The following is a 23,574-nucleotide window of genomic DNA, read 5'->3' as shown; positions in this document are numbered from 1 at the left end:
ACGGACCGGCCCTACGACGTTTTGCTAGTGTGCGACGGGTGATCCAACTGCGACGGGTGGGGCCCGACCGGTTCAGGGCGGTGCTGGGCACCGTGCTGGAGATCTACACGGTCGCCATGCGCCCGCCGTCGGACCAGCTCGCGGGGCGCATGGCGATCATGCGTAACCACTCCACCTATCCCGACTTCGACTGCGTGCTCGCCGAGGACGCGCAGGCGCCCGACGGAGTCGCCGGCTTCGCGTACGGCTTCCACGGCGGCCGCGGGCAGTGGTGGCACGACGTCGTACGCGGGGCGCTGCAGGACCGGGCCGGGCCGGTGGTGGCGGAGGACTGGTTCGGCGACGCCCTGGAGATCGCCGAGATCCACGTGCGCCCCGAGTACCAGGGCCGGGGCATCGGCCGGCGCCTGATCCACACGCTGTGCGAGGGCCGCCCCGAGCGTACGGCCGTGCTCTCGACGCACGACGCCCCCACGGTGGCCCGGCGTCTCTACCGGGACGTCGGGTTCGCCGACCTGATGACCAGGTTCGTCTTCCCCGGCGGGTACGAGGAGTACGTGATCGCCGGGGTGCGGCTGCCGCTGCCCGAGCGCGCGGTCCGCGAGGGCTGACGCGAGGGCTGAACGGCCCGGCCGGCTCAGCCGGCGACGGCGGCGGGCACGCTGTGCAGCGCCTGGAACACCTCGCGGGTCGCGCTCGACCGGTTGAAGGTGATGAAGTGGATGCCGGGCGCACCCTCGTCGAGCAGCTTCTGGCACAGCTCGACCGCGTGCTCGATCCCGAGGCGGCGGACCGCGGCCGGGTCGTCGGCGACGGCCTCGAACCGCTCGGCCACCTCCGGCGGGAACGGCGCGCCGGACAGCTGCTCCGACCGGGCGATCGTGCTCATCTGCGTGACGGGCATGATGCCGGGGATGATCGGGGTGTCGCACCCCTGGGCGGCCACGCGGTCGCGCAGCCGCAGGTAGTCCTCCGCGCGGAAGAACATCTGGGTGATCGCGTAGTCGGCGCCGGCCCGGCACTTCTGCACGAAATACGTGGTGTCCGACTCGATGCTCGCCGACCTGGGGTGCTTGTAGGGGAAGGCGGCCACCCCCACGCAGAAGTCGCCCGCCTGGCGGATCAGCCGCACCAGCTCCTCGGCGTACAGCACGCCCTCCGGGTGCTTGACCCACTCGTCCAGGGGGTTGCCCCCGCGCGGGTCGCCGCGCACGGCGAGGATGTTGCGCACGCCCGCGTCGGCGAACCGGCCGACGAGGTGGCGCAGCTCGCGGATCGAGTGGTCGACCGCGGTGAAGTGCGCGACGGGGGTCAGCGTCGTCTCGTGCGCCAGCCGCTCGACGATGTCCACCGTGCGGTCGCGGGTCGAGCCGCCGGCGCCGTAGGTCACGGAGACGAACGTCGGCCGCAGCGCCTCGAGCTCGCGGATGGCCCGCCACAGCTGGCGCTCCCCCTCGTCGGTCTTCGGCGGGAAGAACTCGAACGAGAACGAGCGCTCGCCCGCGGCCAGCAGTTCGCGGACCGTCGGGACGCGATCAGGAAGCCGCGAGGGCAGACCGAGAGCCATACAGGAGAGGTTACAGCGCCGCTCATTTCCGGATGGTCGCAGTCTTGCTATGTGGACGTTTTCCCTTACTGGGGGAGTTAACCCACTTGAAGGGGGATCTGGTGATGGGTGTCCGGATCAACCCCGGTTAGTCTCAGAGCATGACCGCTTCCGCCGTCTCGCTCGATTCCATCCGTACGGAGGTGGACCGCGCACTCCGGGAGTTCCTCGACCGGCAGCGACCACACTTCGGTGACCCGCATCTGGCCGCCCTGCTGACCGCCGCGGAGGATTTCCTGGCCGGCGGCAAACGGCTGCGCCCCGCCTTCTGCCACTGGGGGTGGCGGGCCGCCGGCGGCGGCGACGACCCGGGGCTGCACTCGGCCGCCGCCTCGCTGGAGCTGCTGCAGGCGAGCGCGCTCGTCCACGACGACGTCATGGACGCGAGCGACGTGCGCCGGGGCATGCCGTCCGCGCACCGCCGGTTCGAACGGATGCACACCGAGGCGGGCTGGCACGGCTCCGCGCGGCAGTTCGGCGAGGGCTCGGCCGTGCTGCTGGGGAACCTGCTGCTGGTGTGGTCCGGAGAGATGTGGCGCACCTGCGGCCTGGCGCCCGAGGCGCTCGCCGCGGCCCAGCCGGTGCACGACCACATGCTCACCGAGCTGATGTGCGGACAGTATCTCGACCTGCTCGAACAGGCGCAGGGCGAGAGCACCTACGACAGCGCGCTGCGGGTGGCCCTCTACAAGAGCGGCAAGTACTCGGTCGAGCAGCCGCTCCGGCTCGGCCTCGTGCTCGCCGCCCGGGCCCGGCACGCGTGGATCGACCGGCTCTGCGTGCAGTACGGCCAGCAGGTGGGCATCGCCTTCCAGCTCCGCGACGACATCCTCGGCGTGTTCGGCGACCCGGCGGAGACCGGCAAGCCCGCCGGGGACGACCTTCGCGAGGGCAAGCGGACCGTCCTGATCGCGCGCGCGCTCGCCTCGGCCGGCCCCGCGCAGGCGGCGGTCGTACGGTCTCTGCTCGGCGACCCCGGGCTGGACGCCGAGGGCGTCGGGCGGCTGCGCGCGGTGATCGAGGAGACCGGCGCGCTGGCCGCGTGCGAGGGCATGATCAAGCGCTATCTCGACGACGCGCTGCACGCCCTCGACCACGCGCCGATCGAGGAGGAGGCCCGGACGGCGCTGGCCGCCCTCGCCGTCGCCGCCACGTCCCGCCGCACCTGACCGCCGCACCTGACGGGACGCGCGGCCGGACCGGTGGCGACCCCGGACCGCCACCTCCCGCCGCACCTGACGGAACGCGGCGCTCGGACGGCTCAGCGGCGGCTCAGCGGCGGCCCAGCGGCGGCTCAGAGCGGGACGGCGGTCAGCCGGGCCTTGAGCGCGGCGGCGGCGGCGCCGGGGTCGTCGGCCTCGGTGACGGCCCGGACGACCACGGCCCGGCGCACGCCGTGCGCCATCACCTCGTCGAGGTTGCCCAGGTCGATGCCGCCGATGCCGAACCACGGCCGGTCGGTGCCCAGGAGCGCGGCGTGTTCCAGCAGCGCCGGGCCGGGCGCCGGGCGGCCGGGTTTGGTGGGCGTGGGCCAGATCGGCCCGCAGCAGAAGTAGTCCACCCCGGGCTCCACGGCGGCGGCCGACGCCTCCGCCGCCGAGTGCGTGGACCTGCCGATGAGCACGCCGGAGCCGAGGATCTCCCGGGCCACCGGGACCGGGAGGTCGTCCTGCCCGAGGTGCAGGATGTCGGGCCGGGCGGCGAAGGCGACGTCCGCCCGGTCGTTGACCGCCAGCAGCGCGCCGTGCCTGTCGCACGCCGCGCGGAAGACCTCGAGCAGGTCCAGCTCCTCGCGCGCCTCCAAGCCCTTCTCCCTGAGCTGGACGATGTCCACTCCGGCGGACAGGACCGCGTCGAGGAACTTCTCCAGGTCGCCGCGGTCCCTCCTGCCGTCCGTGCAGAGGTAGAGCCTGGCCTGCGCGAGCCGCTGTCGCCGGGTGTCAATCACCCGACCACAATGCCATGCGGCCCTACGGTCAGAAACCCAGGGCCTGGGCCCTGCGCTTGACCTCGGTGTGCCGGCCCTTCACGATCGCGTCGATCGGGGACCCCGGCAGCGAGTCGTCCGGGGTGAACAGCCACCGGATCGACTCCACCTCGTCGTAGCCCGCGTCGGCCAGGAGCGTCAGCGTGCCGGGCAGGCCCTTGAGCACGTCGCCGCCGGCGATGAACACCGCGGGGATCTGCGGCTCGCCCCCGCCCCTGCGGACGCCGGCGAGCTTCTTGTCCTTGAGGAGTTGCTTGGCGCGGCCCATGCTGAGCCCTAGCCTCTTGGCGGCCTCCGAGAGGGGGAGCCACTCCCCGACGAGCTGGTCGGTCTCTCGGTCGATCTGCGCAACAGTAAGCGTCACGGATCCACCATTACCACAGGCGGGCCGCCGGGAAACACCTCGATTACGTCATAATGCAGTCGCGGAGCGGGACGGCCGGATCGGCCACCCGCCTCGGGTCGAGCCGCTGGCCGCCCTCGACGATCCTGCGGCCCTGCACCACGTCGCGCGGCCGGTCCACGGTGAGCACCGCGGCGAGCCGGTCCTCGGCCGTCAGCCAGCACACCGCCCACTTCGCGTCCCTGTGGGGGTCACCGCGGAGCAGCACACGGTCGCCGGCCTCCCGGTGCCCGGCGAACTGCACCATGTGGCCGAACTGCTCCGACCAGAAGTACGGCACGGGGTCGTAGACCGCGTCCTCGCCCAGGAGGGTGGCGACGGCCGTGTCGGGGGCCTGGAGCGCGGTGTCCCAGTGCTCGACCCGCAGGCGGGTGGCGAACCTGCGCGACCACCAGTTGGCGCAGTCGCCCACCGCGACCACGTTGGGCAGCGACGTGCGCAGGTGCTCGTCGACCACCACCCCGTCGTCGAGCCGGACGGCCGAGCCCTTCAGCCAGTCGACGGCGGGGCGCACCCCGACGCCGGTGACGACCACGTCCGCCGGCACCCGGGCCCCGGACATGAGCGTGAGGCCGTCGGCGTCCACGGTGCCGACCATCGCGCCGAGGCGCAGCTCGACCCCCGCCCGCGCGTACCAGCCGATGGTGTGGCTGCCCACGGCGGGGCCGAGCGCCACGGCGAGCGGGCTCTCCCCCGCCTCCACGACGGTCACCGCGCACCCGGCTCTGGCCGCGGCGGTGGCGACCTCCGCGCCGATCCAGCCGGCCCCGACCACCGCCACGCGGGCGCCGGGGACCAGCCGCTCGCGCAGCGCCAGCGCGTCCTCGATGGTCCGCAGCACGTGCTGGCGGCCCTCGCCGCGCAGGCGGATCGGGGCGGCGCCGGTGGCGATGACCAGGCCGTCGTACTCCAGCTCGCCCTCGGTCGTCTCCAGCACGCCGTCACGCAGGCCCTTGGCCGCCGTGCCGAGGCACAGCCGTACGTCGAGGGCGTCGAGGTCGGAGTCGACCACCGTGGAATCGGTGCCTCCGAGCAGCACCGCCTTCGACAGCGGCGGCCGGTCATAGGGGCGATGGTGTTCCTCGCCGATGAGCGTGATGCGCCCGGTGAATCCACGGGCCCTCAACGCCTCGATGCTTCGCACGCCGGCCAGGCCGGCACCCACCACCACGACGTGATCCACAGCTTGACCATAGATTGTCAGCGGGGGCCCTGGCCAACGGGCCCCTCATAACGAGTTGGGCAAGTAGCGCGCACTTCGACGGGGGCCCACGTTGTGAAGGATCCCCTGTTCGAACGGACGGCTGCTTCGCCGGACGGCGCGCGTCCGGATCTCCGCCCCCGTGCGGCGCGCGTCCCGCACCGGCCGTGTGACGGCGCGGCCTCCGGCGATCGGCCATGACAGGCGGCGTACTACGCTGGTGCACGTAAGACGCGCGGGAGCCCGGCGGACCGGGCTGAGAGGAGAGCGTGAGGCTCTCGACCGCCCCGACCTGATCCGGGTAATGCCGGCGAAGGGAGCGCGCTGTGCCCCCCACATACGACGTCGTGATCGCCGGCGGCGGCGTGGCGGGTCTGGCCGCGGCGTGGCGCGCGGTCCGCCGGGGCCTGTCGGTGGCGGTGGCCGACCCCGTGCCCGGAGGCGGCGCCACCCACGCGTCGGCCGGGATGCTCGCGCCGGTCAGCGAGGTGACCTACACGGAGGAGCCGCTGCTGCGGCTCGGCCTCGCGTCGCTGGCGGCCTGGCCGGGGTTCCGGGCCGAACTCGAGGACGAGAGCGGCGTCGAGCTGGACTACCGGACCGAGGGCACGCTCGAGGTCGCCCGCGGCGCGGACGACATGGCCTATCTGGACGACCTCGCGGCCTTCGAGCGGACGCTCGGCCTGCGGGTCGAGCGGCTCACCGGGCGCGAGTGCCGCTCCTACGAGCCGATGCTCGCCCCCTCCGTACGCGGCGGGCTGCTGGCCCGCGACGACGCCTGGGTCAACCCGCGCAGGGTCGTGCGGGCCCTGCTCACCGCGTTCGAGAAGGCGGGCGGCACGCTGGTCGCCAAGCGGGTCTCCGGGATCGACGCCTCCGGGACGGGCGGCCCGTCCGTACGGCTGGCGTCCGGCGAGGCCGTCGCGGCGGGCCAGGTCGTCGTGGCGGCCGGATCGTGGTCGGCGTCCCTGCTGCCCGGCCTGCCGGTACGCCCGGTCAAGGGCGAGATCCTCCGGCTGCGCGGGCCACAGGGGTTCCTCACGCGGTGCGTGCGAGGGCTGGTGCACGGCTCCCCCGCCTATCTGGTGCCCCGGGGCGACGGAGAGATCACGCTGGGCGCCACGGCGCAGGAGCTGGGGTACGACGCGCGGGTCACCGCCGGCGGCGTGTACGAGCTGCTGCGCGACGCCCGTGAGCTGGTGCCCGGCATCACCGAGCTCGAACTGACCGAGACCACGGTCGGCTTCCGCCCGGGCACGCCCGACAACCTGCCGCTCATCGGCCCCGCCGGACCGCCCGGCGTGTTCGCGGCGACCGGGCACGGCCGCAACGGCGTGCTGCTGTCCCCGATCACCGCCGACGCCGTCGCGGCGCTCCTCACCGGCGACGAGCCACCCCCGGTCACCGGGGCCTGCCATCCAGGGAGATTCAGCAAGTGAAAGTCACGATCAACGGAGGCGCGGCCGAGTTGCCCGCCGGCGCCACGGTCGGCGACGCCGTACGTACCCTCACGTCCCTGACGTCCGGGGTCGCGGTGGCCCTGAACGGCGAGGTGGTGAGCCGGAGCGCCTGGGACTCCACTCCGGTTGCCGACGGCGACGGCGTCGAGGTGCTGACGGCGGTGCAGGGAGGATGAGCATGACCGACGACGTCTTCGTGCTGGGTGGGGAGAAGTTCACCTCGCGCCTCATCATGGGCACCGGCGGCGCGCCGTCGCTGGAGGTGCTCGACCAGGCGCTGGAGGCGTCCGGCACCGAGCTGACGACCGTCGCGATGCGCAGGCTCGACCCGGCGTCGCGCGGTTCGGTGCTGGACGTGCTGCGCGCCCGCGGCGTCAAGGTGCTGCCGAACACCGCGGGGTGCTTCACGGCCGGGGAGGCCGTGCTGACCGCCCGCCTGGCGCGTGAGGCCCTGGGGACCGACTGGGTCAAGCTGGAGGTCATCGCCGACGAGCGCACCCTGCTGCCCGACCCGATCGAGACCTTCGACGCCGCCGAGCGGCTGGTCGCCGACGGCTTCGTCGTGTTGCCGTACATCGGCGACGACCCGGCGCTGGCCCGCAGGCTCCAGGACGCCGGGTGCGCGGCGGTGATGCCGCTCGGCGCCCCCATCGGCTCCGGGCTGGGCATCCGCAACCCGCACAGCATCGAGCTGATCGTCGAGGCCGCCACGGTCCCGGTGATCCTCGACGCCGGCATCGGCACGGCCAGCGACGCCGCGCTGGCGATGGAGCTGGGCTGCGACGCCGTGCTGCTGGCCAGCGCCGTGACGCGGGCGCACCGGCCGGACCTGATGGCGGCGGCCATGCGGCAGGCGGTCACGGCCGGGCGCCTGGCCCGGCTCGCGGGGCGCATCCCGCGCCGCCGCTACGCCGAGGCCTCCTCCCCGGGCCGCCCGTCCTGAGCCCGCCGCATCCACCACGCAGAGGCGTCCTCCCCGCCCGTCCGGCGTGTTTCGCCGGCGGGCGGACAGTCGCGGGAATCCACGTCTGGTAAGCCCGGTTTTCGGATTCCGCACGGCTTTTCGGACGGCGCGGAAGGCTGCCGAATCGGTCTCGGTTTGGGATTCGGGAACACGCCCGGCGGCAAATCACCCGTAAACTCTGGCGGGTGGACACGACGCTGACCGACCCGCTCGTGGGGCAGTTGCTCGACGGGCGCTACCGCGTCGAGTCCCGGATCGCCCGGGGTGGCATGGCCTCCGTATACCTGGCTCTGGACGTCCGGCTCGACCGCACGGTGGCCGTCAAGGTGATGCACCGCTCGCTGGCCGAGGACCCGCAGTTCGTGCGGCGGTTCATCGGTGAGGCCAAATCGGTGGCCAGCCTTTCTCACCCGAACATCGTGCAGGTCTTCGACCAGGGCACGGACGGGGCGAACGTCTACCTGTCGATGGAGTACGTCCCCGGCAGGACGCTGCGCGACGTGCTGCGCCGCCGCGGCCACCTCCCCGCGCGCGAGGCGCTGGAGATGGTCATCCCGGTGCTCGCCGCCCTCGGCGCGGCCCACCAGGCGGGGCTCATCCACCGGGACGTCAAGCCGGAGAACGTGCTGCTCGCCGACGACGGCCGGGTGAAGGTCGTGGACTTCGGCCTGGCCCGCGCGATCGAGGCGACCAACCAGACCAAGACCGGCATGATGATCGGCACGATCGGCTACATGTCGCCCGAGCAGGTCACGACCGGCACCGCCGACGCCCGCAGCGACGTGTACGCCGCCGGGATCATGCTGTTCGAGCTGCTCACGGGGCGGCAGCCGTACGCGGGCGAGACGCCGATGTCGATCGCCTACCGGCACGTGCACGAGACCGTCCCCGCACCGTCCTCGATCGTGCCCGACGTGCCGCCGGTGATCGACGCGCTCGTCGCGGCGGCCACCGACAAGGACCCCGCGGCGCGCCCGGCGGACGCGACCGCCATGCTCGTCGCGGCCGTAGAGATCCACCGCACGCTGCCGCGGACCGGGCACACCGGCGCGCACGCCGCCCCTCACGGAGCCCACGACACCGGCACCCACACCGGCGCCCACAGCGGCGTGCGGACGGGTGCGCACCGGACCCTCCCGCCGCCCGGCGGGGCCTCGCCGTTCGGCACGTCGCAGCACGCGCGCCCGGAGGCCGGGCCGGCGGCCGGGCAGACGATGATCCAGCCGCGCTCGGAACTGCTGACCGGCGCCGGCGAGACGGGCCGGCGGCGCCGGACCAGGGTCAGGCCCGTGTGGTTCCTCGCCGCGCTGGCCCTCGTCATGGTCGCGGGCGTGGCCTTCACCGGATGGTGGTTCTCCCAGGGGCGCTACACCATCGTGCCCGACCTGGTGAACCAGAACATCACGGTCGCCAGGCAGGAGGCGCAGAAGGCCGGCTTCGAGGTGCGGATCGGCAAGGCGAGGTTCGACGACAAGGTGCCGAAGGACATCGTCCTCGACACCGAGCCCGGCGCGGGCGCCGAGGTGGTCAAGGGCGCCGTCCTCACCCTGATCCCGTCGGCCGGCCCCGAGACCATCCCCGTGCCGAAGGTCGAGGGCCTCAGCCTGGCCGACGCCCGGGCGAAGATCGCCGAGGTCGGGCTGACCCCCGGCAGGGTCAGCAAGAGCGCGAGCGACACCATCCCCCGCGACCAGGTCATCCGTACCAACCCGCCGGTGGGCAAGCGCGTCAAGAAGCGCGGTGTGGTCAACTTCGTCGTCAGCGCGGGACTGCTGATGCCGGACGTCACGCAGATGATGCGCGACCAGGCGGAGAAGATCCTGCGCGACAAGGGCTTCAACGTCCAGATCGACGAGACCACCGACGACGCCCCGCCGGGCACGGTGATCGCCCAGGATCCGTCCGGCGGCGCCGAGGTGGTGGCCGGGGCGACCGTCCACCTGACGGCCTCGCGCGGCCCGGACCAGGGCTTCCGCTGGCCATGGGAGACCGACCCCGCCGACCCCGGCCATACTCCGCCCACCGTCGTCAACGTGCCCAATGTGATGTTCAAGTCCGTCCACGACGCGGTGAACGAGCTGAAGGCGGCCGGTTTCAAGGTCAACGTCCGCAAGGTGGTGGGCACCGACCGCGTGGTCGGTGAGAAGCCGCTCGGGCAGCAGCCGCCGGGCAGCACGATCACCATCTGGCACTGACCTCCGATGCCGCCGGCCGCGATCACGGCCTGCCTCAGGGCGCGAACACGGCGCGGTTTCCCTCGCTCCAGACGCTGACGATCCTGCGATGCGTGAATCGCCAGCCGTCCGGGGTACGGCGCAGCCGGTCGTCGTAGCGGCCCCCGCCGAGGAACCTCTCGCCGCCGGGCAGGCCGAGGCGGACATGCTGGGCCTGGTAGTAGCACGTGTGCCCGGCCGTGTCACCGTGCACCGCGACGGCATGGTTGCCGTTCAGGTGATGGGTGGCGTCGCATCGTTCCACGCCGGCGCTGATCCTGGCGACGATCGCGCCGGGCCCCAGGAGCCGCTCGCCCGAGCCGCCGTACTCCCAGCAGGCGTCGTCGGTGAACAGGGCGCCCAGCCTCCCCCAATCCCTGGTGTCCACGGCCGTCGCGTACGCGATGACGGTGTCCACGATCGCGGCACGGTCCGCGAGTTCCTGAAGCATGACGCCGCACTCCCCGTTCGGTGCACCATTTGATACGGAGTACAGGATCGGTGAGTGTCGAGCCCGGCGGAAGAAGGCACATTCATGTCCCAGCGTCACATCGATGTGTCAGTCCTGGCCGGGGAGGCGTGCCCGGTCTCGGAGGTCCTCGATCACGTCTCGGGGAAGTGGAGCATCGGCATCCTGGTCGCCGTCGCGCGGGGCCCGGTCCGGTTCACGGAGCTGGAACGCTCGATCGAAGGGATCAGCAGGCGCATGCTCACCCTCAAGCTGCGCAAGCTGGAGCGGGACGGCTTGCTCGTACGCACCGTCCACCCGGTCGTTCCGCCCAGGGTCGAGTACACGCTGACAGACATGGCCCGGGAACTCCACACGTCGCTGCTGCGGCTCACCGACTGGGCCAGGCGACACGGCGACGCGGTCGCCGCCGCCCAGGCCGCCTATGACCGCGAGCACAGCGGCTGACGGCGCTTCGCCGACCACGGCCTCAATGCGCACCGCGAGGCCGCCGTACCCGGTCGCGACGGCGCGGTGGCGGTCCGCTCGGGAGTCAAGCGACCATGGTGCCGAGGAGGCGGAGGCGGGCGAGGCCGCCGTCGGGGTAGATGTCGAGCCGGGCGTGGGTGACCCTGCGGTCGCCGTCGAGGCGGTAGCGGTGACGGGTGTCGGGCTGCAGGCGGGTCCTGGGCAGCAGCGGGAACCAGGCGTCCTCGTCCTCCAGCGGCGCCCGGTCCGCGTCCGCGCCCTTGAGCGAGGCCCAGCCGGGGGCGTTGAAGATCAGGTTGGTCGTGTCGATCTCGGCGACGGCCACCCGGCCCGGCCCGGCGAGGGCGACGACGAGCCAGTCGTTGCCGCCATCGCGGCGGCGCGCGGTCTCCCAGCCCTCGGACTGGTTGCGGGCCGGACCGGGCGCGAGGACGTTGTTCGGGGCGGAGTAGAACTCGTCGGAGCAGGCCGTGACCAGGCCGCCGTTCTCCAGCGCGGCGAGGTCGACGGTGAGGCCCTCCAGAAACGTGCGGTCGGGCACGACCCGCCCGTGGACCCGCAGCCGCGCGACGCCGCCGTCGGGGAAGATGTTCAGCCGCACGTGGGTGAAACGGCGGGGGTCGGTCACGGCGAACTCGTGGACCGCGTCGCCCTTCAGCGGGCTCTTCGGCACGATCTCCGCCCAGCCGTCCAGCTCGTCCGGCGAGGGGTGGCCCTCGGCCGCGCACGCCTCGACCGACGCGTACGGCGGGTAGTTGCCGCGGAACCACGCGGTGTCCACCACCACGCCCCGGACGACCCCCGGCAGGCCGAGCCGGACGATCGCCCAGTCGTGGCCGGGGGCACGCCGCCGCCGGGTCTCCCAGCCGTCGTAGACCTGGCCCTTGGCGCCGAAGGTCTGCGGCCGGAACTCGGCCGGTCCCGGCCTGATCAGGGCCTCCCGTTCGGCGAACGACTCGTCGTTGGCGGCCACGACCGACCCGCCGTACGTACGCAGGGCGAGGTCGGGCAGGCGGGTGAAGCCGGTCATCGCGCTCCTCGGGTCAGCAGTCGTCCGCGCGGGGCGGCGAAGTCGACGGGCACGCCGCGCAGCCAGGTGGTGCGCACCACGCCCGCGAGCCGCGCGCCGTGATAGGGGGAGACCGGGTTGCGGTGGTGGAGCGCCGCCACGTCGACGGTGAACTCCGCGCCGGGGTCGAAGGCGACCAGGTCGGCGTCGTTGCCCACGCGGATCGCCCCCTTGCGCGGCAGGCCGGCCAGGCGGGCCGGTCCCTCCGCCATCCAGCGCGCCACGTCGGTAAGGCCGTGGCCGCGGGCGCGGGCCGCCGTCCACACGGCGGGCAGGCCGACCTGGAGCGAGGAGATCCCGCCCCAGGCCGCGGCGAAGTCGGGCACCTTGAGATCGGGCGTCGACGGGGAGTGGTCGGAGACGATCCCCATGAGCACCCCCTCGGCGAGCGCCCGCCACAGCGCGTCGCGGTTGGCGGCCTCCCGGATCGGCGGGCAGCACTTGTAGGCGGGCCCGGTGACCTGCTCCGCCGCCAGGGTCAGGTAGTGGGGGCAGGTCTCGGCGGTGACGCGCACTCCCGCCGCCTGGGCCGCGCGCAGCGGTCCGACGCAGGCGGCGGCCGACACGTGCACGATGTGCGCCCGCGCGCCCGTCTCCGCCGCGAGGGCGATCACCTGCTCGACGGCCCTGCGCTCGGCCTCCTGCGGGCGCGACCTGAGGAACTCGTCGTACGCCGGGCCGCGGGGGTCGGACAGCAGGCCGGGGTCCTCGGCGTGCGCGATCAGCAGGCCGTCGTAGGCCGCCACCTCCGCCAGCGCGGCCCGCAGCCCTTCGCGGTCGAGCGCCGGGAACTCGTCGACCCCGGACGGCGACAGGAAGCACTTGACGCCCGCCACGCCGGCCTCGTGCAGGGGCCGCAGGGCGGCGAGGTTGCCGGGGATCGCGCCACCCCAGAAGGCGACGTCCACGTGGCACCGCCCCCCGGCGGCCTTCCGTTTGACCTCCAGCGCCGCCACGTCCACGGTCGGGGGCAGCGAGTTGAGCGGCATGTCCACGATGGTGGTCACGCCCCCGGCCGCCGCCGCTTTGGTGGCGGTCGCGAAGCCCTCCCAGTGGGTGCGGCCGGGCTCGTTGACGTGCACATGGGAGTCGACCAGCCCGGGCAGCAGCGGCAGCTCGCCGAGGTCGGCGGACTCCTGCGCCGCCGGCGGCTCGTCGTAGGGACACAGGGCGGCGATCACACCGCCGCGTACGGCGACCGCGAGCGGCCGCTCCCCCTCCGGGGTCACGGTCCGCCGGGACCTCACCACCAGGTCGTACGGTTCCCCCACGCGCCACTCCTCATGTCGTGAGATGCCGGGCGGCCACCCGCGCCGCGAGCTTCTCCAGCAGCGGCCCGGCCTCGGCCATGCAGCGGCTCGCGTCGGGCTCGATGTCGGTCAGCGCGTACGCCGCCTCGATGCCGGCCGCCCGCAACTCCTCCTCGCCCACCGACCGCCGGCCGCAGACCGCGACGACCGGTACGCCGTGCTTGGCCGCGGCCGCCGCGACGCCCACCGGGGCCTTGCCGCGCAGCGTCTGCTGGTCGACCGAACCCTCACCGGTGATCACCAGCCGGGCGCCCTCGACGTGCCGGTCGAACTCCACGAGGTCGAGCAGGTAGCCGATGCCCGGCCGGATCTCGGCGTCCAGGAACGTCAGCGCGCCGAAGCCCACCCCGCCCGCGGCGCCGGCCCCGGGCCGCCCGGCCACGCCCATCGCGCGGACCACGCCGTCGTGCTCGGCGGCGCCCGCGAGGCCGTGGGTGTGCGCGGCCACGGCCGCCAGCCGGGCCAGCCCGGCCTCCAGCACGGCCACGTCCCGCGGGCTCGCCCCCTTCTGCGGGCCGTAGACCGCCGCCGCGCCGTACGGCCCGAGCAGCGGGTTGTCCACGTCGCTCGCCACGATCACCTCGACCCCGCGCAGGCGGCCGGAGGCGTCGATCGTGTGCAGGTCGCGCAGCGCGGCGCCGCCCGGCGGCAGGTCGTCGCCGGCCGCGTCGAGCAGCCGCACGCCGAGGGCCTGCACCATCCCCGCGCCGCCGTCGGTGCAGGCGCTGCCGCCGAGGCCGAGCACGACGCGGGTCGCGCCGTGCCGTACGGCGTGGGCGACGAGCTCGCCGGTGCCGCGGCTGGTGGCGGTCAGCGGCGCCGGATCCGCCGGTAGCCTGCGCAGGCCCGACGCCTCGGCCAGTTCGATCACGGCGACCCGTGCGCCGGGCTCGTCGCGTACGGCGTAGCTCGCGGTGACCTGGTGGCCGAGGGGCCCGGTCACCTCCGTCTCCACCCGGGTGAAGCCGCTCGCCACGACCGCGTCGACGGTGCCGTCGCCCCCGTCGGCCACCGGGAGCTCGACGACGGGCACGTCACCCGATCCCGGAGAACGCAGACCGGCGGCCACGTGCGCGGCCACCTCGGGCGCGGTGAGCGACCCGCGAAACTTGTCCACCGCGATGACGACGTGCCCTGTCATGCCCTGCTCCCTCGATCCGTCCGGGATGTCTCAGACATGATCTCCCGTGGTCAGGCGGCGATGGGCACCGGCCCCGGCCCGCGCGGCCTCCTCATTGGAGACCGTGCGCAGTTCCCCGCGCTCCACGACGGTCCGGCCGCCCACCAGCAGCCGTTCCAGCGGTGGCGTGGCGCCGTACGCGAACGCCACGACGGGATCGTCGATCGCGGCGTGGAAGCCGCTGAGCCGCCACAGGGCGACGTCGGCGAGCTTGCCGGGCTCCAGCGACCCGATCTCGGCCTCCCGGCCGAGGCAGCGGGCGCCGCCGAGTGTGGCCATCTCCAGAGCCTGGCGGGCGGTCAGCGCGCGCGGGCCGTACCGGGCCCGCTGCGTGAGGACGGCCATGCGGATCTCCCCGGCGAGCGGGGTCATCTCACTGGAGGCCGCGCCGTCGACGCCCAGCCCGACCGGCGCGCCCGCCGCCAGCAGATCGGCGACCCGGGCGATGCCCGCGCCGAGACGGCCGTTCGACGACGGGCAGTGGGCCGTGCCCGTGCCGGTCTCGGCGAAGCGCCGCACGTCCTTGTCGGTCAGATGCACACAGTGCGCCAGCCACACGTCGGGGCCCAGCCAGCCGAGGTCGTCGAGGTACTCGACGGGCAGCACGCCGAACTGCTCCCTGCAGTGCTCGTCCTCGTCGGCCGTCTCCGCCACGTGCGTGTGCAGCCGCACGCCGTGGGAACGGGCGAGGTCGGCCGAGCGGGTCATGAGCTCGCCGCTGACCGAGAACGGCGAGCAGGGGGCGACCGCGACGCGCAGCATCGACCCGAATGACGGATCATGATATTTCCGGATCGCGTCGTCGGTGGCCCGGAGGATCTCGTCGAGGTCCTCCACGACCTCGTCCGGCGGCAGGCCGCCACGCGAGGCGCCCCGGTCCATCGACCCCCGGCAGGGGTGGAAGCGCAGCCCGACCCGGCGCGCGGCCTCGATCTCCGCCTCGAACAGGTCTCCCCTGCCCTTGGGGAAGACGTAGTGGTGGTCGGTGGAGGTCGTGCAGCCCGACAGGGCCAGCCAGGCCAGCCCCGCAGTCGCGGCCCCCGCCACCACCTCGGCGTCCATGCGAGCCCACAGCCGATAGCTCGCCACCAGCCACTCGAACAGCGTCCCGTCCGGCGTCACCCCCTGGGACGCCCACTGATAGAGGTGGTGGTGCGTGTTGACCAGGCCGGGGGTGGCCAGGCAGCCGGCGCCGTCGACGCGTTCGGCCCCCTCGGGGACGTCCGCCGCCGGGCCGGGGCCGACCGCCGTGATCAGGCCGTCCTCCACGACGACGTGACCGGACGGGATCTCCTCTCCCACGACCGGGACGAGGTAGGCGTTCTCGATGACCATTCGCCGTGGTGCGCGATCACGCAATGGAGACTCCCAGGTCAGGTGGTAGGGCCATGATTCCCGCATGATCGGTGGGGGCGGCAGGTTCCACGATCACGGCGTGGGGTGGCGGCGGGCGGCGGCGAGGCGGACGGCGTCGAGGATCTTCTCGTATCCGGTGCAGCGGCACAGGTTGCCGGCCAGGGCCTCCCGGATGTCGGCGTCCGGCGGCACCCCGTCCGCGCCCGCGAGCAGCGCGTGGGCCTGGACGACGAGACCGGGGGTGCAGAACCCGCACTGCACGGCTCCCGCGTCCACGAACGCGCGCTGCACCTCGTGCAACCCGCCGCCGGCGGTCAGGCCCTCGACCGTCACCACCTCGCGGCCCTCGGCCTGACCGGCGGCGACCAGGCAGGCGCAGACCGGCGTACGGTCGAGATAGACGGTGCAGGAGCCGCATTCGCCCTGTTCGCAGGCGTTCTTGGCGCCCGGCAGGCCGAGCCGCTCACGCAGGACGTACAGCAGGCTCTCGCCCTCCCACACGCCGTCGGCCGTCATCGGGCGGCCGTTCACGGTCACGTTCACCCTCATCACGCGCTCCCCCTGAAGTCGTCCCAGGCCCAGCCCAGCGCGCGGCGCGCCATCACGGCCAGCGCGTGCGTGCGGTAGGCGGCGCGGCCCCGCACGTCGTCGATCGGCGCGGCGGCGGCGGCCACGAGCTCACCGAACCGGCGGGCCACACCGGGGTCGAGCGGCCCGCGGCCGTCCCAGTCCAGCGCGCCGGACGCGAAGTCCTCGGCGGCCGGGGCGCGGCGCGGGGTCGGCGCGGCCGAACCGATGCCGGTGCCCACCCGCCGCTCCCCCGCGTCCAGGGCGGTCGCGAACGAGCAGACCGCGATCACCATGGCGTTCCTGGTGCCGATCTTGGAGAAGTACTGCGGGCCGGTGGCGGCCGGGGCGCGCACGGCGCGGATCAGCTCGTCGGGCGCGAGCGCGTTGCGCTTCACGCCGGTGTAGAACTCGCCGATCGGGATCAGCCGGGCGCCGCGCACCGACTCGGCCTCCACCACCGCGCCACAGGCCAGCAGCGGGGGGTGGCTGTCGCCCGCGGGCGAGGCCGCGCCGAGGTTGCCCGCGACCGTGCCCCGGTTGCGGATCTGCGGCGACCCGACCGTACGGGACGCCTGGGCCAGACCGGGCAGAACGCCCCCGAGCTCGGCGATCAGCCGGGAGTAGGTCACGCCCGCGCCCACCCGGATCTCGACACCCTCCCGCGACCACTCCCGGAGCTCGGGGATCGGCGTGAGGTCGAGCAGGGCGGCCGGGCGGCCCTTGTCGAGGTTGATCTCCACCATGACGTCGGTGCCGCCCTGGATCGGCGTGGCCTCGGGCCGCTCGGCCTTCATCGCCAGGGCCTCCGCCCAGGTCCGCGGTCGCAGGAAGTCCATCGGCTACTCCCAGGCCGGGCCGGCGACAGGCGCGTCCTCGCGCAGGACCGTGCCCTCGATCAGCCCGTACGGCCGGTCGGCGGCGAAGAAGACCTCGCCCTCGTTGTCCAGGCCGAAGGGCGCGAGGTCCACCAGGAAGTGGTGCTTGTTCGGCAGTGACAGCCGCACCTCGCAGACCCCCGGGCACTCGGCCAGCACCCGGGTGCCCATCGCGTACAGCGTCTGCTGCAGCGACAGGCTGTAGGTGTCGGCGAATGCCGTGAGCAGAGCGGCCCGGGCGTTCTCATACGTCTTGTCCCAGTCCTGGGAACAGTCCCGGGAGACGTCCGTGTGCCGCCACGCGACGTCCACGGCGGTGGCGAGGACGCGGTCGCGGGTCTCCGGCAGCGTCGTGTACTCGTCTTTGGCGAAGCCCCAGAACTCCGAGTTGGTCGTGTTCAGCACGACGAGGTCGCGCAGCCCGGAGACCACCCATGACCGCGTGCCGTCGTGGTGGGCCACGCAGGTGCGGACCTCACGGCCGGAACGGACGAAGGAGTGCCCGAACGCGCCGTTGCGCTCCCAGGCGTGCTCCTCGATCGCGACCCTCGCGTGGTGGATCGCGGGCCGGGAGTCCGTGAAGTGGCGCGCCAGCAGCAGCGCGAAGTCCTCGATCGCCCCGACGCCGTGCTTCTTGGCGAACGCGAAAACCGTGTTCTTCTGCGTGTCGGTGGGCAGGACGGCGGAGTTGTCCCCGCTCAGGTGGACCTCGGTCATGTCGCCCGACAGCGCCGTGCTGACCGTGAGGTCCTTGATCCGGTGGGCGTCGCCGTGCCGGGTCACCCGCACGACCCTCGTCTCGGCCTTGCCGTACCTGTTGGGCCCCAGAACGGCCACGCTAGCTCCCCCGGTAGGTCGAGTAGGCGAACGGGCTCAGCAGCAGCGGCACGTGGTAGTGCTCGCCGGCCTCCCTGATGGCGAACACGACGCTCACCTCGGGAAAGAACGCCTCGTCCCCCAGGTAGGCGCCGGTGTCGAACACGAGCCGGTAGGTCCCCGGGCGGGGGTCCCCGGCCGGATCCCACTCCCGGCCCAGCGGGGTCCACTCCCGGATGCGGCCGTCGCCGTCGGTGCGGCCCTCCGCCACCGGCACGAAGCCGTGCGCGGCGCGCCGCGACAGCCGTACGAACACGTCCTTGGCCGGCCGCCCGGCGGCGGTGTCGAGCACGTGGGTCGAGAGGCTCACCGGCCCTCCCAGAGCTTGGCCAGCCGTAGATCGACGATCTTCGCCAGCTCCTCGCGGACGACCTTCCGTTCGGTCTCCTCGTCGTGGCCGAGCCGCTCGTGCAGCAGCGCCAGCATCTCGCCGGCGGTCCGTCCGGCGGCGCAGACCAGGTAGACGTGGCCGAAGCGGCTCTCGTAGGCGGCGTTGCCCTCGCGGAGCGCGCCGAGGACGTCCCGCCCGGCGTCCGCGGTCCCGGCCTGCTCGGCGCGCGACCACGCGGCCTCGCGTCCCGCGCCGTCGGGGCGCTCGCCGATGCGCGGATGCGCCGCCAGCGCCTCCAGCACGTCGTCCCAGTCCAGCGCCGCGACGGCCGACTCGCTCGCGCGGCGGAGCCCGTCGAGATCCTCGTACGGCCCGCGCGCGGCGACCTGCGCCACCCAGGTGGCGCAGGAGCAGCAGGACCGCAGGTCCTCCCGGCTGAGTTCGCGCATGCCCGTCAGTCAACCGCCGGGCCGCGGCGGGATCCAGCGGCGCGAAGTCCGAACCGCGCGCCCTGCTCCGGGGGCCGCTTTGTACGTTGTGACAAAGGGGGCGGCACTAGCCTGGAGGTCATCATGACTCCTTCCAATCTCATCGGCGGACACGTCTTCGTCGCCGGCGGCCTGGCCAAGGGCGGGCTGAAGTACGCGGCCGACATCGGCGCGGAGATGATCCAGGTCTTCGTCACCAACCCGCGCGGCTGGGCGCTCAGCGAGGGGAACCCCGCCGAGGACGCCAAGCTGCGCGAGTCGGGGGTCCCGGTCTTCCTGCACGCCGCGTATCTCGTGAACTGCGGGTCGCCGACCCCGGAGACCCTGGACAACTCGATCGCGGTCATCCGTCACACTCTGCGCAGGGGCGTCGAGACCGGCGCGCTCGGTGTGGTCGTCCACACCGGCTCGGCCGTGAGCCAGTCGCGCGAGGCGGCGATGCGCCAGATCCACGAGCGCCTGCTGCCGGTGCTGGACGAGCTGCCCGACGACGGCCCCGACCTGCTGCTCGAACCGATGGCCGGCCAGGGCCAGATGCTGTGCGCGACCGTGCAGGACCTCGGGCCCTATCTGGAGGCCCTCGACCACCACCCCAAGGTCGGTGTGTGCCTCGACACCTGCCACGCCTTCGCCGCGGGGCACGACCTGGCCGCGCCGGGCGGGGTGAAGGAGATGATGGACGCGCTGAACGAGGTGGCTCCGGGGCGGCTCAGGCTGATCCACGCCAACGACTCGAAGGACCCCTGCGGTTCGAAGCGGGACCGGCACGAGAACATCGGCGCGGGGCACATCGGCGCCCAGGCGTTCGGCGAGCTGATGCGCCATCCCACGGCCGCCGGGGTGCCGTTCTGCATCGAGACCCCGGGCAAGGTGGACAAGCACCGCGAGGACGTCGAGCTGCTCAAGCAGCTGCGCGGCGACTGACCGGCGCGTCCCCGGGGCACCGGTCACCGCGCCGCAGCGGGTTCTCCCGGCGATACCGGGCGTCCGGCGCGGCCTTCCCGGCCCTTACCGGGCGTCCGGACGTGGCTGCCCTCGTGGGGCAGGCGGGAGCGGGCGTTCGCGGCGATCCGGGCCCCCGTATGGCCGGATCGCCGCGCACCCCCCCGATACGCGTCGGCGGGGCCCTTCCCCCCCGAGTAGGGCCCCGCTTGGTAACCAACCGGTGACAACCTGCTCACTTTGTGATTACCCCGCGTGTCTTGCGACGTGCGAAAGACTACGAGGTGTAGTCGGGCGGGGGGATGGACGTTCGGACGAGCGGTCTCTAGTTAGCGCCATGCGGCCCGCTCCCGCACGACGAGCGGGCCTCCGGAGGCGACGAGCGGTAGATCGGGGCGTGTGAACACGCCCTCCGGCCCGGCCGCGCGCCCCCGGCGAACGGGCGAAGCTCAGCCGCCGAGGCGGCGGTAGCGGCGGACGGACAGGGGCAGGAAGACGAGCGTGATCAGCAGCGGCCAGCCGATCGCCAGCGCGAGTGCGTGCTCGGCGGCCCAGGAGCCGCCCTGCCAGCCGGGGTTGCCGAACAGCATCCGGCACGCGGCGACCGTCGCCGACAGCGGGTTCCACTCCGCGATCGCCCCGAGCCAGCCCGGCAGGAGCGCCGGGGACACGAAGGTGTTGGCCAGCATCGTGAGCGGCAGCAGCGGCAGCCAGGCCGCGCCCGCCGCCTCCGGGGTGAGCGCCAGCCCGAGGTAGATCCCCACCCAGACGAGTGCGAAGCGCAGCAGCAGGAGAAGGCCCACGGCGGCCAGGGCGTCGCCGATCCCCCGGTGCCGGCTCCATCCGGCGACCAGGCCGCACGCGAGCAGGACCAGCAGTTCGAGCACCGAGTTGACGATGTCGGCGAACGCGCGCCCCAGCACCACGCCGGGCCGCGAGATCGGCATCGAGCGGTAGCGGTCGGTCACCCCGCGGGCGGTCTGCAGGCTGACCACCGTCATCGTGGTCATCACACCCATCGCCATCGTCTGGGCGAACATGCCCGGCATCAGGAACTCCCGGTAGTCGCCGCCGCCCGCGACGTTCATCGCGCTGCCGAGGACGTAGCCGAACAGGACGACCATGACGATCGGATACAGCGTCAGGTTGAGGACCGCGGCCGGGTTGCGGACCCAGTGCTTGAGATTGGTGCGGGCGATGACCGACGCGTCCGACAGCGTCCAGCGCAGCCGCTCGCCCCACCCGGGGGGCGCGTCCGGAGTGGCGAGAGCGCTCACGCGGCCGCCTCCGCCGTGAGGCTCAGGAACACCTCGTCCAGTGTCGGACGCCGCAGGGAGACGTCCTCGACCTCGATGCCGCGCCGCTCCAGCTCGCGTACGACCGTGGTGAGCGCCCCGACGCGGTCGCGTACGGGGGCGGTCAGGCGGCGCGTGTCCGCGTCGGCGACGGGCTCGGCCTGCGCGACGCCCGCGAGGACCGCGGCGGCGTCGCCGAGGCGGGCGGGATCACGCACGACGAGGTCGAGGTGGTCGCCGCCGATCAGCGACTTCAGGCGCTCGGGGGTGTCGTCCGCGATGACCTTTCCTCCGTCGATCACCGCGATCTGCCGGGCGAGCTGGTCGGCCTCGAACAGGTACTGCGTCGTCATCAGCACGGTGCTGCCGCCGTCGGCGAGGCCGCGCACGGTGCGCCAGACCTCCGTGCGGCTGCGGGGGTCGAGACCGGTGGTCGGCTCGTCGAGGAACAGCACGCGCGGAGCCTGGATGAACGCGGCGGCCAGGTCGAGACGGCGCCGCATGCCGCCGGAGTAGTTCTTGACCCGCCGGCCCGCCGCCTCGGACAGCCCGAACCGCTCCAGTAGCTCGTCGGCGCGGCGGCGCGCCACCGCCGCGCCGAGGTGGTGGAGCCGCCCCCACATCTCGAGGTTCTCCCGTCCGGTGAGGATCTCGTCCACGGCCGCCTCCTGCCCGGCCAGCCCGATGCGGCGGCGCACCTCGGCCGGCTGCCGCGCGACGTCGAACCCGGCCACGAGCGCGCGGCCGGAGTCCGGCCGCGCCAGCGTGGTCAGCACGCGTACGGCGGTGGTCTTGCCCGCGCCGTTCGGGCCGAGAAGCGCGCACACGCTCCCGCCGGCGACCCTCAGGTCGAACCCGCCCAGGGCTCTGGTGTCGCCGTAGCGCTTGCCCAGCCCCTCGGCGACGATGGAGTAAGAGTTCATAGCCTCATAATGGGACTTGTATGTCTCATTATCAACCATGACCGTCTCCTATTGGAGGCGCTGCTAGCCTTCCGGAGGTGACCGACACCAGGGAATCGGGCACGCGCAGCCGTACGCGCCGTGCCATCCTCGCCGCGGCGGCCTCGGTCCTCGCCCGCGACCGCGGCGCGACGCTCGCGGACATCGCCGCGGCCGCCCAGATCGGCCGCAGCACGCTGCACCGCTACTTCTCCGACCGGCAGGACCTCGTGAACGCGGCGGTCGTCGACTCCTTCCGCGTGGTGGAGAGGTCGACGGCCGGGGCGGCCATCGACCAGGGCCCGCCGCTCGAGGCGATGCGCAGGCTGATCGCCGCCCTGGTGGACGCCGGGGACCGCCTGGCGTTCCTGTTCGGCGACCCCCGGGTGCTCGAGGAGTTCACGGACTGCTTCGAACCGGACCTGTCGGTGCCGACCACCGTCGGCCTCATCGAGCGCGGCCAGGCCGAGGGCGTGTTCGACCCGGGCGTCAGCGCCGAGTGGATTCAGCAGGTGCTGTGGGCCCTCACCTACACCGGCTGGGAGGCGGCCGAGAAGGGGCTGCTCCCCCGCCACGGTGTCGCCGCCGCCGTGACCCGCGCGTTCGAGAGCGGCGTGGTCGTGTCTCCGGCCCGCTCCTGAGGCGCCGCGGCCGCGACGTGATCGGGCAGGCTCAGGGCCGGAACTGGCGGACGAGCTGCTCGCGCACCTGGCGGGTGTGCCGCCTGCTCACCGGCAGCGTCTCGCTTCCCACCTGCAGGACCACCCGACCGGCGTCGAAGCGCAGCTCGCTCACGTGCCGGGCGTTGACCAGGGTGCTGCGGTGGGCCCGGACGAAGCCGGCGCCCGCCCAGCGGCGTTCCAGCGCCGCGAGGGACATCCGCACGAGGTAGACGGCGCCGGCCGTGTGCAGGCGGACGTAGTCGCCGTGGGCCTCGGCGTAGCACACGTCCTGCCGCGCCACGAACTTCGTGCGGCCCCCGAGCTCGACCGGGATCGTCTCCAGGTCCTCCTCGGCGCCGGGAGGCGCCACCGCGGCCGAGAGACGGCGTACGGCCTCCGCCAGGCGTTCGGGCCGTACGGGCTTGAGCAGGTAGTCGACGGCCTCCAGCTCGAAGGCCTGGACGGCGCAGTCGTGCGCGCTGACGAAGACCAGACGGGGCGGCGCGGGGAACCCGCCGATGAGCCGGGCCAGGTCCAGGCCGTCGAGTCCGGGCATGCGCACGTCGAGGAAGACGCCGTCCAGGCGCTCCCCGTCGGCGATCATCTGGACCATGTCGTGCAGGGCGGCCCCGCCGTCGGTCGCCGTCCTCACGTGCTCCACCCGGGCGTCCTGACGGAGCAGGAAGGCGAGCTCGGACAGGGCGGGGACCTCGTCGTCCACCGCGAGGACACGCAGCATGGCGTACACCGTGCCGCGTGTGCCGCCCTCCACGCAAGGGGTGACCGAGCGGTAGGTGACATTCCCGCTACCCTCCGCCACGATCGCTCGCGCATGCCGCACCAAGAGTAGGTAGAGCTATTAGCTGTTTGTCCCCTAAAATGCCCTTTGTCCCTCAGGGTTGTCTATC

General features: G+C 73.4%; 26 protein-coding genes and 1 riboswitch. Of the genes, 9 read left to right on the top strand and 17 right to left on the bottom strand.

The genetic code is table 11. The features are described from left to right. Positions 1-38: 38 nt before the first annotated feature. Positions 39-611: a GNAT family N-acetyltransferase gene (locus ACWEQG_RS03865; RefSeq protein WP_452281483.1), complete on the top strand. Its 573-nt coding sequence runs from the start codon at positions 39-41 to the stop codon at positions 609-611. Between the two features lie 26 nt (positions 612-637). On the opposite strand, the gene metF is transcribed toward ACWEQG_RS03865, so the two are convergent. Next, positions 638-1,567, bottom strand: coding sequence for a methylenetetrahydrofolate reductase [NAD(P)H] (gene metF / locus ACWEQG_RS03860; RefSeq protein ID WP_452281481.1), 930 nt, complete (start codon positions 1,565-1,567; stop codon positions 638-640). 140 nt (positions 1,568-1,707) lie between these two features. Between metF and ACWEQG_RS03855 the strand changes: the two genes are divergently transcribed. Continuing rightward, positions 1,708-2,775 (top strand): polyprenyl synthetase family protein, encoded by a 1,068-nt coding sequence (locus tag ACWEQG_RS03855; RefSeq protein WP_452281479.1) that lies wholly within the window; start codon positions 1,708-1,710, stop codon positions 2,773-2,775. Positions 2,776-2,900: 125 nt separating this feature from the next. Here ACWEQG_RS03855 and thiE read toward each other — a convergent pair whose 3' ends face one another. Genes thiE through ACWEQG_RS03840 form a run of 3 tightly spaced genes read right to left on the bottom strand, consistent with a single transcriptional unit; the run spans position 2,901 to position 5,179 of the window. Further along, positions 2,901-3,554, bottom strand: a complete 654-nt coding sequence (thiE, locus tag ACWEQG_RS03850) for a thiamine phosphate synthase (RefSeq protein WP_452281477.1) — start codon at positions 3,552-3,554, stop codon at positions 2,901-2,903. A 28-nt stretch (positions 3,555-3,582) separates the two neighbouring features. Continuing rightward, complete coding sequence (locus ACWEQG_RS03845) at positions 3,583-3,957, bottom strand: Rv2175c family DNA-binding protein (protein ID WP_346225658.1); 375 nt, start codon at positions 3,955-3,957, stop codon at positions 3,583-3,585. A gap of 43 nt (positions 3,958-4,000) precedes the next feature. Then, positions 4,001-5,179 carry an NAD(P)/FAD-dependent oxidoreductase gene (locus tag ACWEQG_RS03840; protein ID WP_452281475.1) on the bottom strand — a complete coding sequence of 393 codons (1,179 nt, stop codon included), beginning with the start codon at positions 5,177-5,179 and terminating at the stop codon, positions 4,001-4,003. A gap of 243 nt (positions 5,180-5,422) precedes the next feature. Further along, positions 5,423-5,533, top strand: a riboswitch (TPP riboswitch). Between ACWEQG_RS03840 and thiO the strand changes: the two genes are divergently transcribed. The 4 genes from thiO (at position 5,524) to pknB (ending at position 9,816) form a co-directional block, all read left to right on the top strand. Then, a complete protein-coding gene (gene thiO / locus ACWEQG_RS03835; protein ID WP_452281473.1) occupies positions 5,524-6,636 on the top strand; it encodes a glycine oxidase ThiO in 1,113 nt (370 codons plus the stop codon). It overlaps the preceding riboswitch by 10 nt. Next, entirely contained in the window at positions 6,633-6,833 is a 201-nt protein-coding gene (gene thiS, locus ACWEQG_RS03830; RefSeq protein WP_452281471.1) for a sulfur carrier protein ThiS, read from the top strand. The genes thiO and thiS overlap by 4 nt, the downstream gene beginning before the upstream one ends. Before the next feature lie 2 nt (positions 6,834-6,835). After that, positions 6,836-7,600 carry a thiazole synthase gene (locus ACWEQG_RS03825; RefSeq protein ID WP_452281469.1) on the top strand — a complete coding sequence of 255 codons (765 nt, stop codon included), beginning with the start codon at positions 6,836-6,838 and terminating at the stop codon, positions 7,598-7,600. A 206-nt stretch (positions 7,601-7,806) separates the two neighbouring features. Next, complete coding sequence (gene pknB, locus ACWEQG_RS03820) at positions 7,807-9,816, top strand: Stk1 family PASTA domain-containing Ser/Thr kinase (RefSeq protein WP_452281467.1); 2,010 nt, start codon at positions 7,807-7,809, stop codon at positions 9,814-9,816. A gap of 34 nt (positions 9,817-9,850) precedes the next feature. Here pknB and ACWEQG_RS03815 read toward each other — a convergent pair whose 3' ends face one another. Continuing rightward, positions 9,851-10,285: a nuclear transport factor 2 family protein gene (locus ACWEQG_RS03815; protein WP_452281465.1), complete on the bottom strand. Its 435-nt coding sequence runs from the start codon at positions 10,283-10,285 to the stop codon at positions 9,851-9,853. Positions 10,286-10,369: 84 nt separating this feature from the next. Between ACWEQG_RS03815 and ACWEQG_RS03810 the strand changes: the two genes are divergently transcribed. Continuing rightward, complete coding sequence (locus ACWEQG_RS03810; RefSeq protein WP_452281464.1) at positions 10,370-10,750, top strand: winged helix-turn-helix transcriptional regulator; 381 nt, start codon at positions 10,370-10,372, stop codon at positions 10,748-10,750. An 85-nt stretch (positions 10,751-10,835) separates the two neighbouring features. Here ACWEQG_RS03810 and alc read toward each other — a convergent pair whose 3' ends face one another. The 9 genes from alc to uraD all read right to left on the bottom strand — a co-directional run bounded on the left by alc (position 10,836) and on the right by uraD (position 18,787). Then, positions 10,836-11,801, bottom strand: a complete 966-nt coding sequence (gene alc / locus ACWEQG_RS03805; protein WP_452281462.1) for an allantoicase — start codon at positions 11,799-11,801, stop codon at positions 10,836-10,838. Further along, the gene (gene allB / locus ACWEQG_RS03800) at positions 11,798-13,111 is read right to left on the bottom strand and encodes an allantoinase AllB (RefSeq protein ID WP_452281460.1); all 1,314 of its coding nucleotides are present in this window, start codon (positions 13,109-13,111) and stop codon (positions 11,798-11,800) included. Before allB ends, alc begins: the two co-directional genes overlap by 4 nt. Positions 13,112-13,121: 10 nt before the next feature. Continuing rightward, entirely contained in the window at positions 13,122-14,291 is a 1,170-nt protein-coding gene (locus tag ACWEQG_RS03795; protein ID WP_452281458.1) for a glycerate kinase, read from the bottom strand. Between the two features lie 30 nt (positions 14,292-14,321). Next, positions 14,322-15,665, bottom strand: a complete 1,344-nt coding sequence (locus ACWEQG_RS03790; RefSeq protein WP_452281653.1) for an 8-oxoguanine deaminase — start codon at positions 15,663-15,665, stop codon at positions 14,322-14,324. Between the two features lie 93 nt (positions 15,666-15,758). Beyond that, positions 15,759-16,235, bottom strand: a complete 477-nt coding sequence (locus ACWEQG_RS03785) for a (2Fe-2S)-binding protein (RefSeq protein ID WP_363472922.1) — start codon at positions 16,233-16,235, stop codon at positions 15,759-15,761. Then, on the bottom strand, positions 16,235-17,092 hold the full coding sequence (locus ACWEQG_RS03780) for an FAD binding domain-containing protein (RefSeq protein ID WP_452281456.1): 858 nt from the start codon (positions 17,090-17,092) through the stop codon (positions 16,235-16,237). Before ACWEQG_RS03780 ends, ACWEQG_RS03785 begins: the two co-directional genes overlap by 1 nt. Positions 17,093-17,095: 3 nt before the next feature. Then, positions 17,096-17,968, bottom strand: coding sequence for a factor-independent urate hydroxylase (pucL, locus tag ACWEQG_RS03775; RefSeq protein WP_452281454.1), 873 nt, complete (start codon positions 17,966-17,968; stop codon positions 17,096-17,098). A gap of 1 nt (position 17,969) precedes the next feature. Next, positions 17,970-18,317, bottom strand: a complete 348-nt coding sequence (gene uraH, locus ACWEQG_RS03770) for a hydroxyisourate hydrolase (protein WP_169944691.1) — start codon at positions 18,315-18,317, stop codon at positions 17,970-17,972. Continuing rightward, positions 18,314-18,787: a 2-oxo-4-hydroxy-4-carboxy-5-ureidoimidazoline decarboxylase gene (uraD, locus tag ACWEQG_RS03765; RefSeq protein ID WP_452281452.1), complete on the bottom strand. Its 474-nt coding sequence runs from the start codon at positions 18,785-18,787 to the stop codon at positions 18,314-18,316. The genes uraH and uraD overlap by 4 nt, the downstream gene beginning before the upstream one ends. Before the next feature lie 123 nt (positions 18,788-18,910). On the opposite strand from uraD, the gene ACWEQG_RS03760 reads away from it, so the two are divergent. Further along, positions 18,911-19,750: a deoxyribonuclease IV gene (locus ACWEQG_RS03760; protein ID WP_452281450.1), complete on the top strand. Its 840-nt coding sequence runs from the start codon at positions 18,911-18,913 to the stop codon at positions 19,748-19,750. A 467-nt stretch (positions 19,751-20,217) separates the two neighbouring features. Here the strand turns inward: ACWEQG_RS03760 and ACWEQG_RS03755 are convergent, their stop codons facing one another. Together ACWEQG_RS03755 and ACWEQG_RS03750 are read right to left on the bottom strand one after the other, a co-directional pair. Then, complete coding sequence (locus ACWEQG_RS03755) at positions 20,218-21,045, bottom strand: ABC transporter permease (RefSeq protein ID WP_452281448.1); 828 nt, start codon at positions 21,043-21,045, stop codon at positions 20,218-20,220. Further along, on the bottom strand, positions 21,042-21,986 hold the full coding sequence (locus tag ACWEQG_RS03750; protein WP_452281446.1) for an ATP-binding cassette domain-containing protein: 945 nt from the start codon (positions 21,984-21,986) through the stop codon (positions 21,042-21,044). The genes ACWEQG_RS03755 and ACWEQG_RS03750 overlap by 4 nt, the downstream gene beginning before the upstream one ends. Before the next feature lie 77 nt (positions 21,987-22,063). Between ACWEQG_RS03750 and ACWEQG_RS03745 the strand changes: the two genes are divergently transcribed. Then, complete coding sequence (locus tag ACWEQG_RS03745) at positions 22,064-22,645, top strand: TetR/AcrR family transcriptional regulator (RefSeq protein WP_452281444.1); 582 nt, start codon at positions 22,064-22,066, stop codon at positions 22,643-22,645. 31 nt (positions 22,646-22,676) lie between these two features. On the opposite strand, the gene ACWEQG_RS03740 is transcribed toward ACWEQG_RS03745, so the two are convergent. After that, positions 22,677-23,405 (bottom strand): LytR/AlgR family response regulator transcription factor, encoded by a 729-nt coding sequence (locus tag ACWEQG_RS03740; protein ID WP_363470613.1) that lies wholly within the window; start codon positions 23,403-23,405, stop codon positions 22,677-22,679. Between the last annotated feature and the right edge of the window lie 169 nt (positions 23,406-23,574).

Source organism: Microbispora sp. NPDC004025, assembly GCF_053604425.1.
The sequence above is the reverse complement of the archived record's forward strand: the minus strand, read 5'-3'. Positions and strand labels throughout refer to the sequence as shown.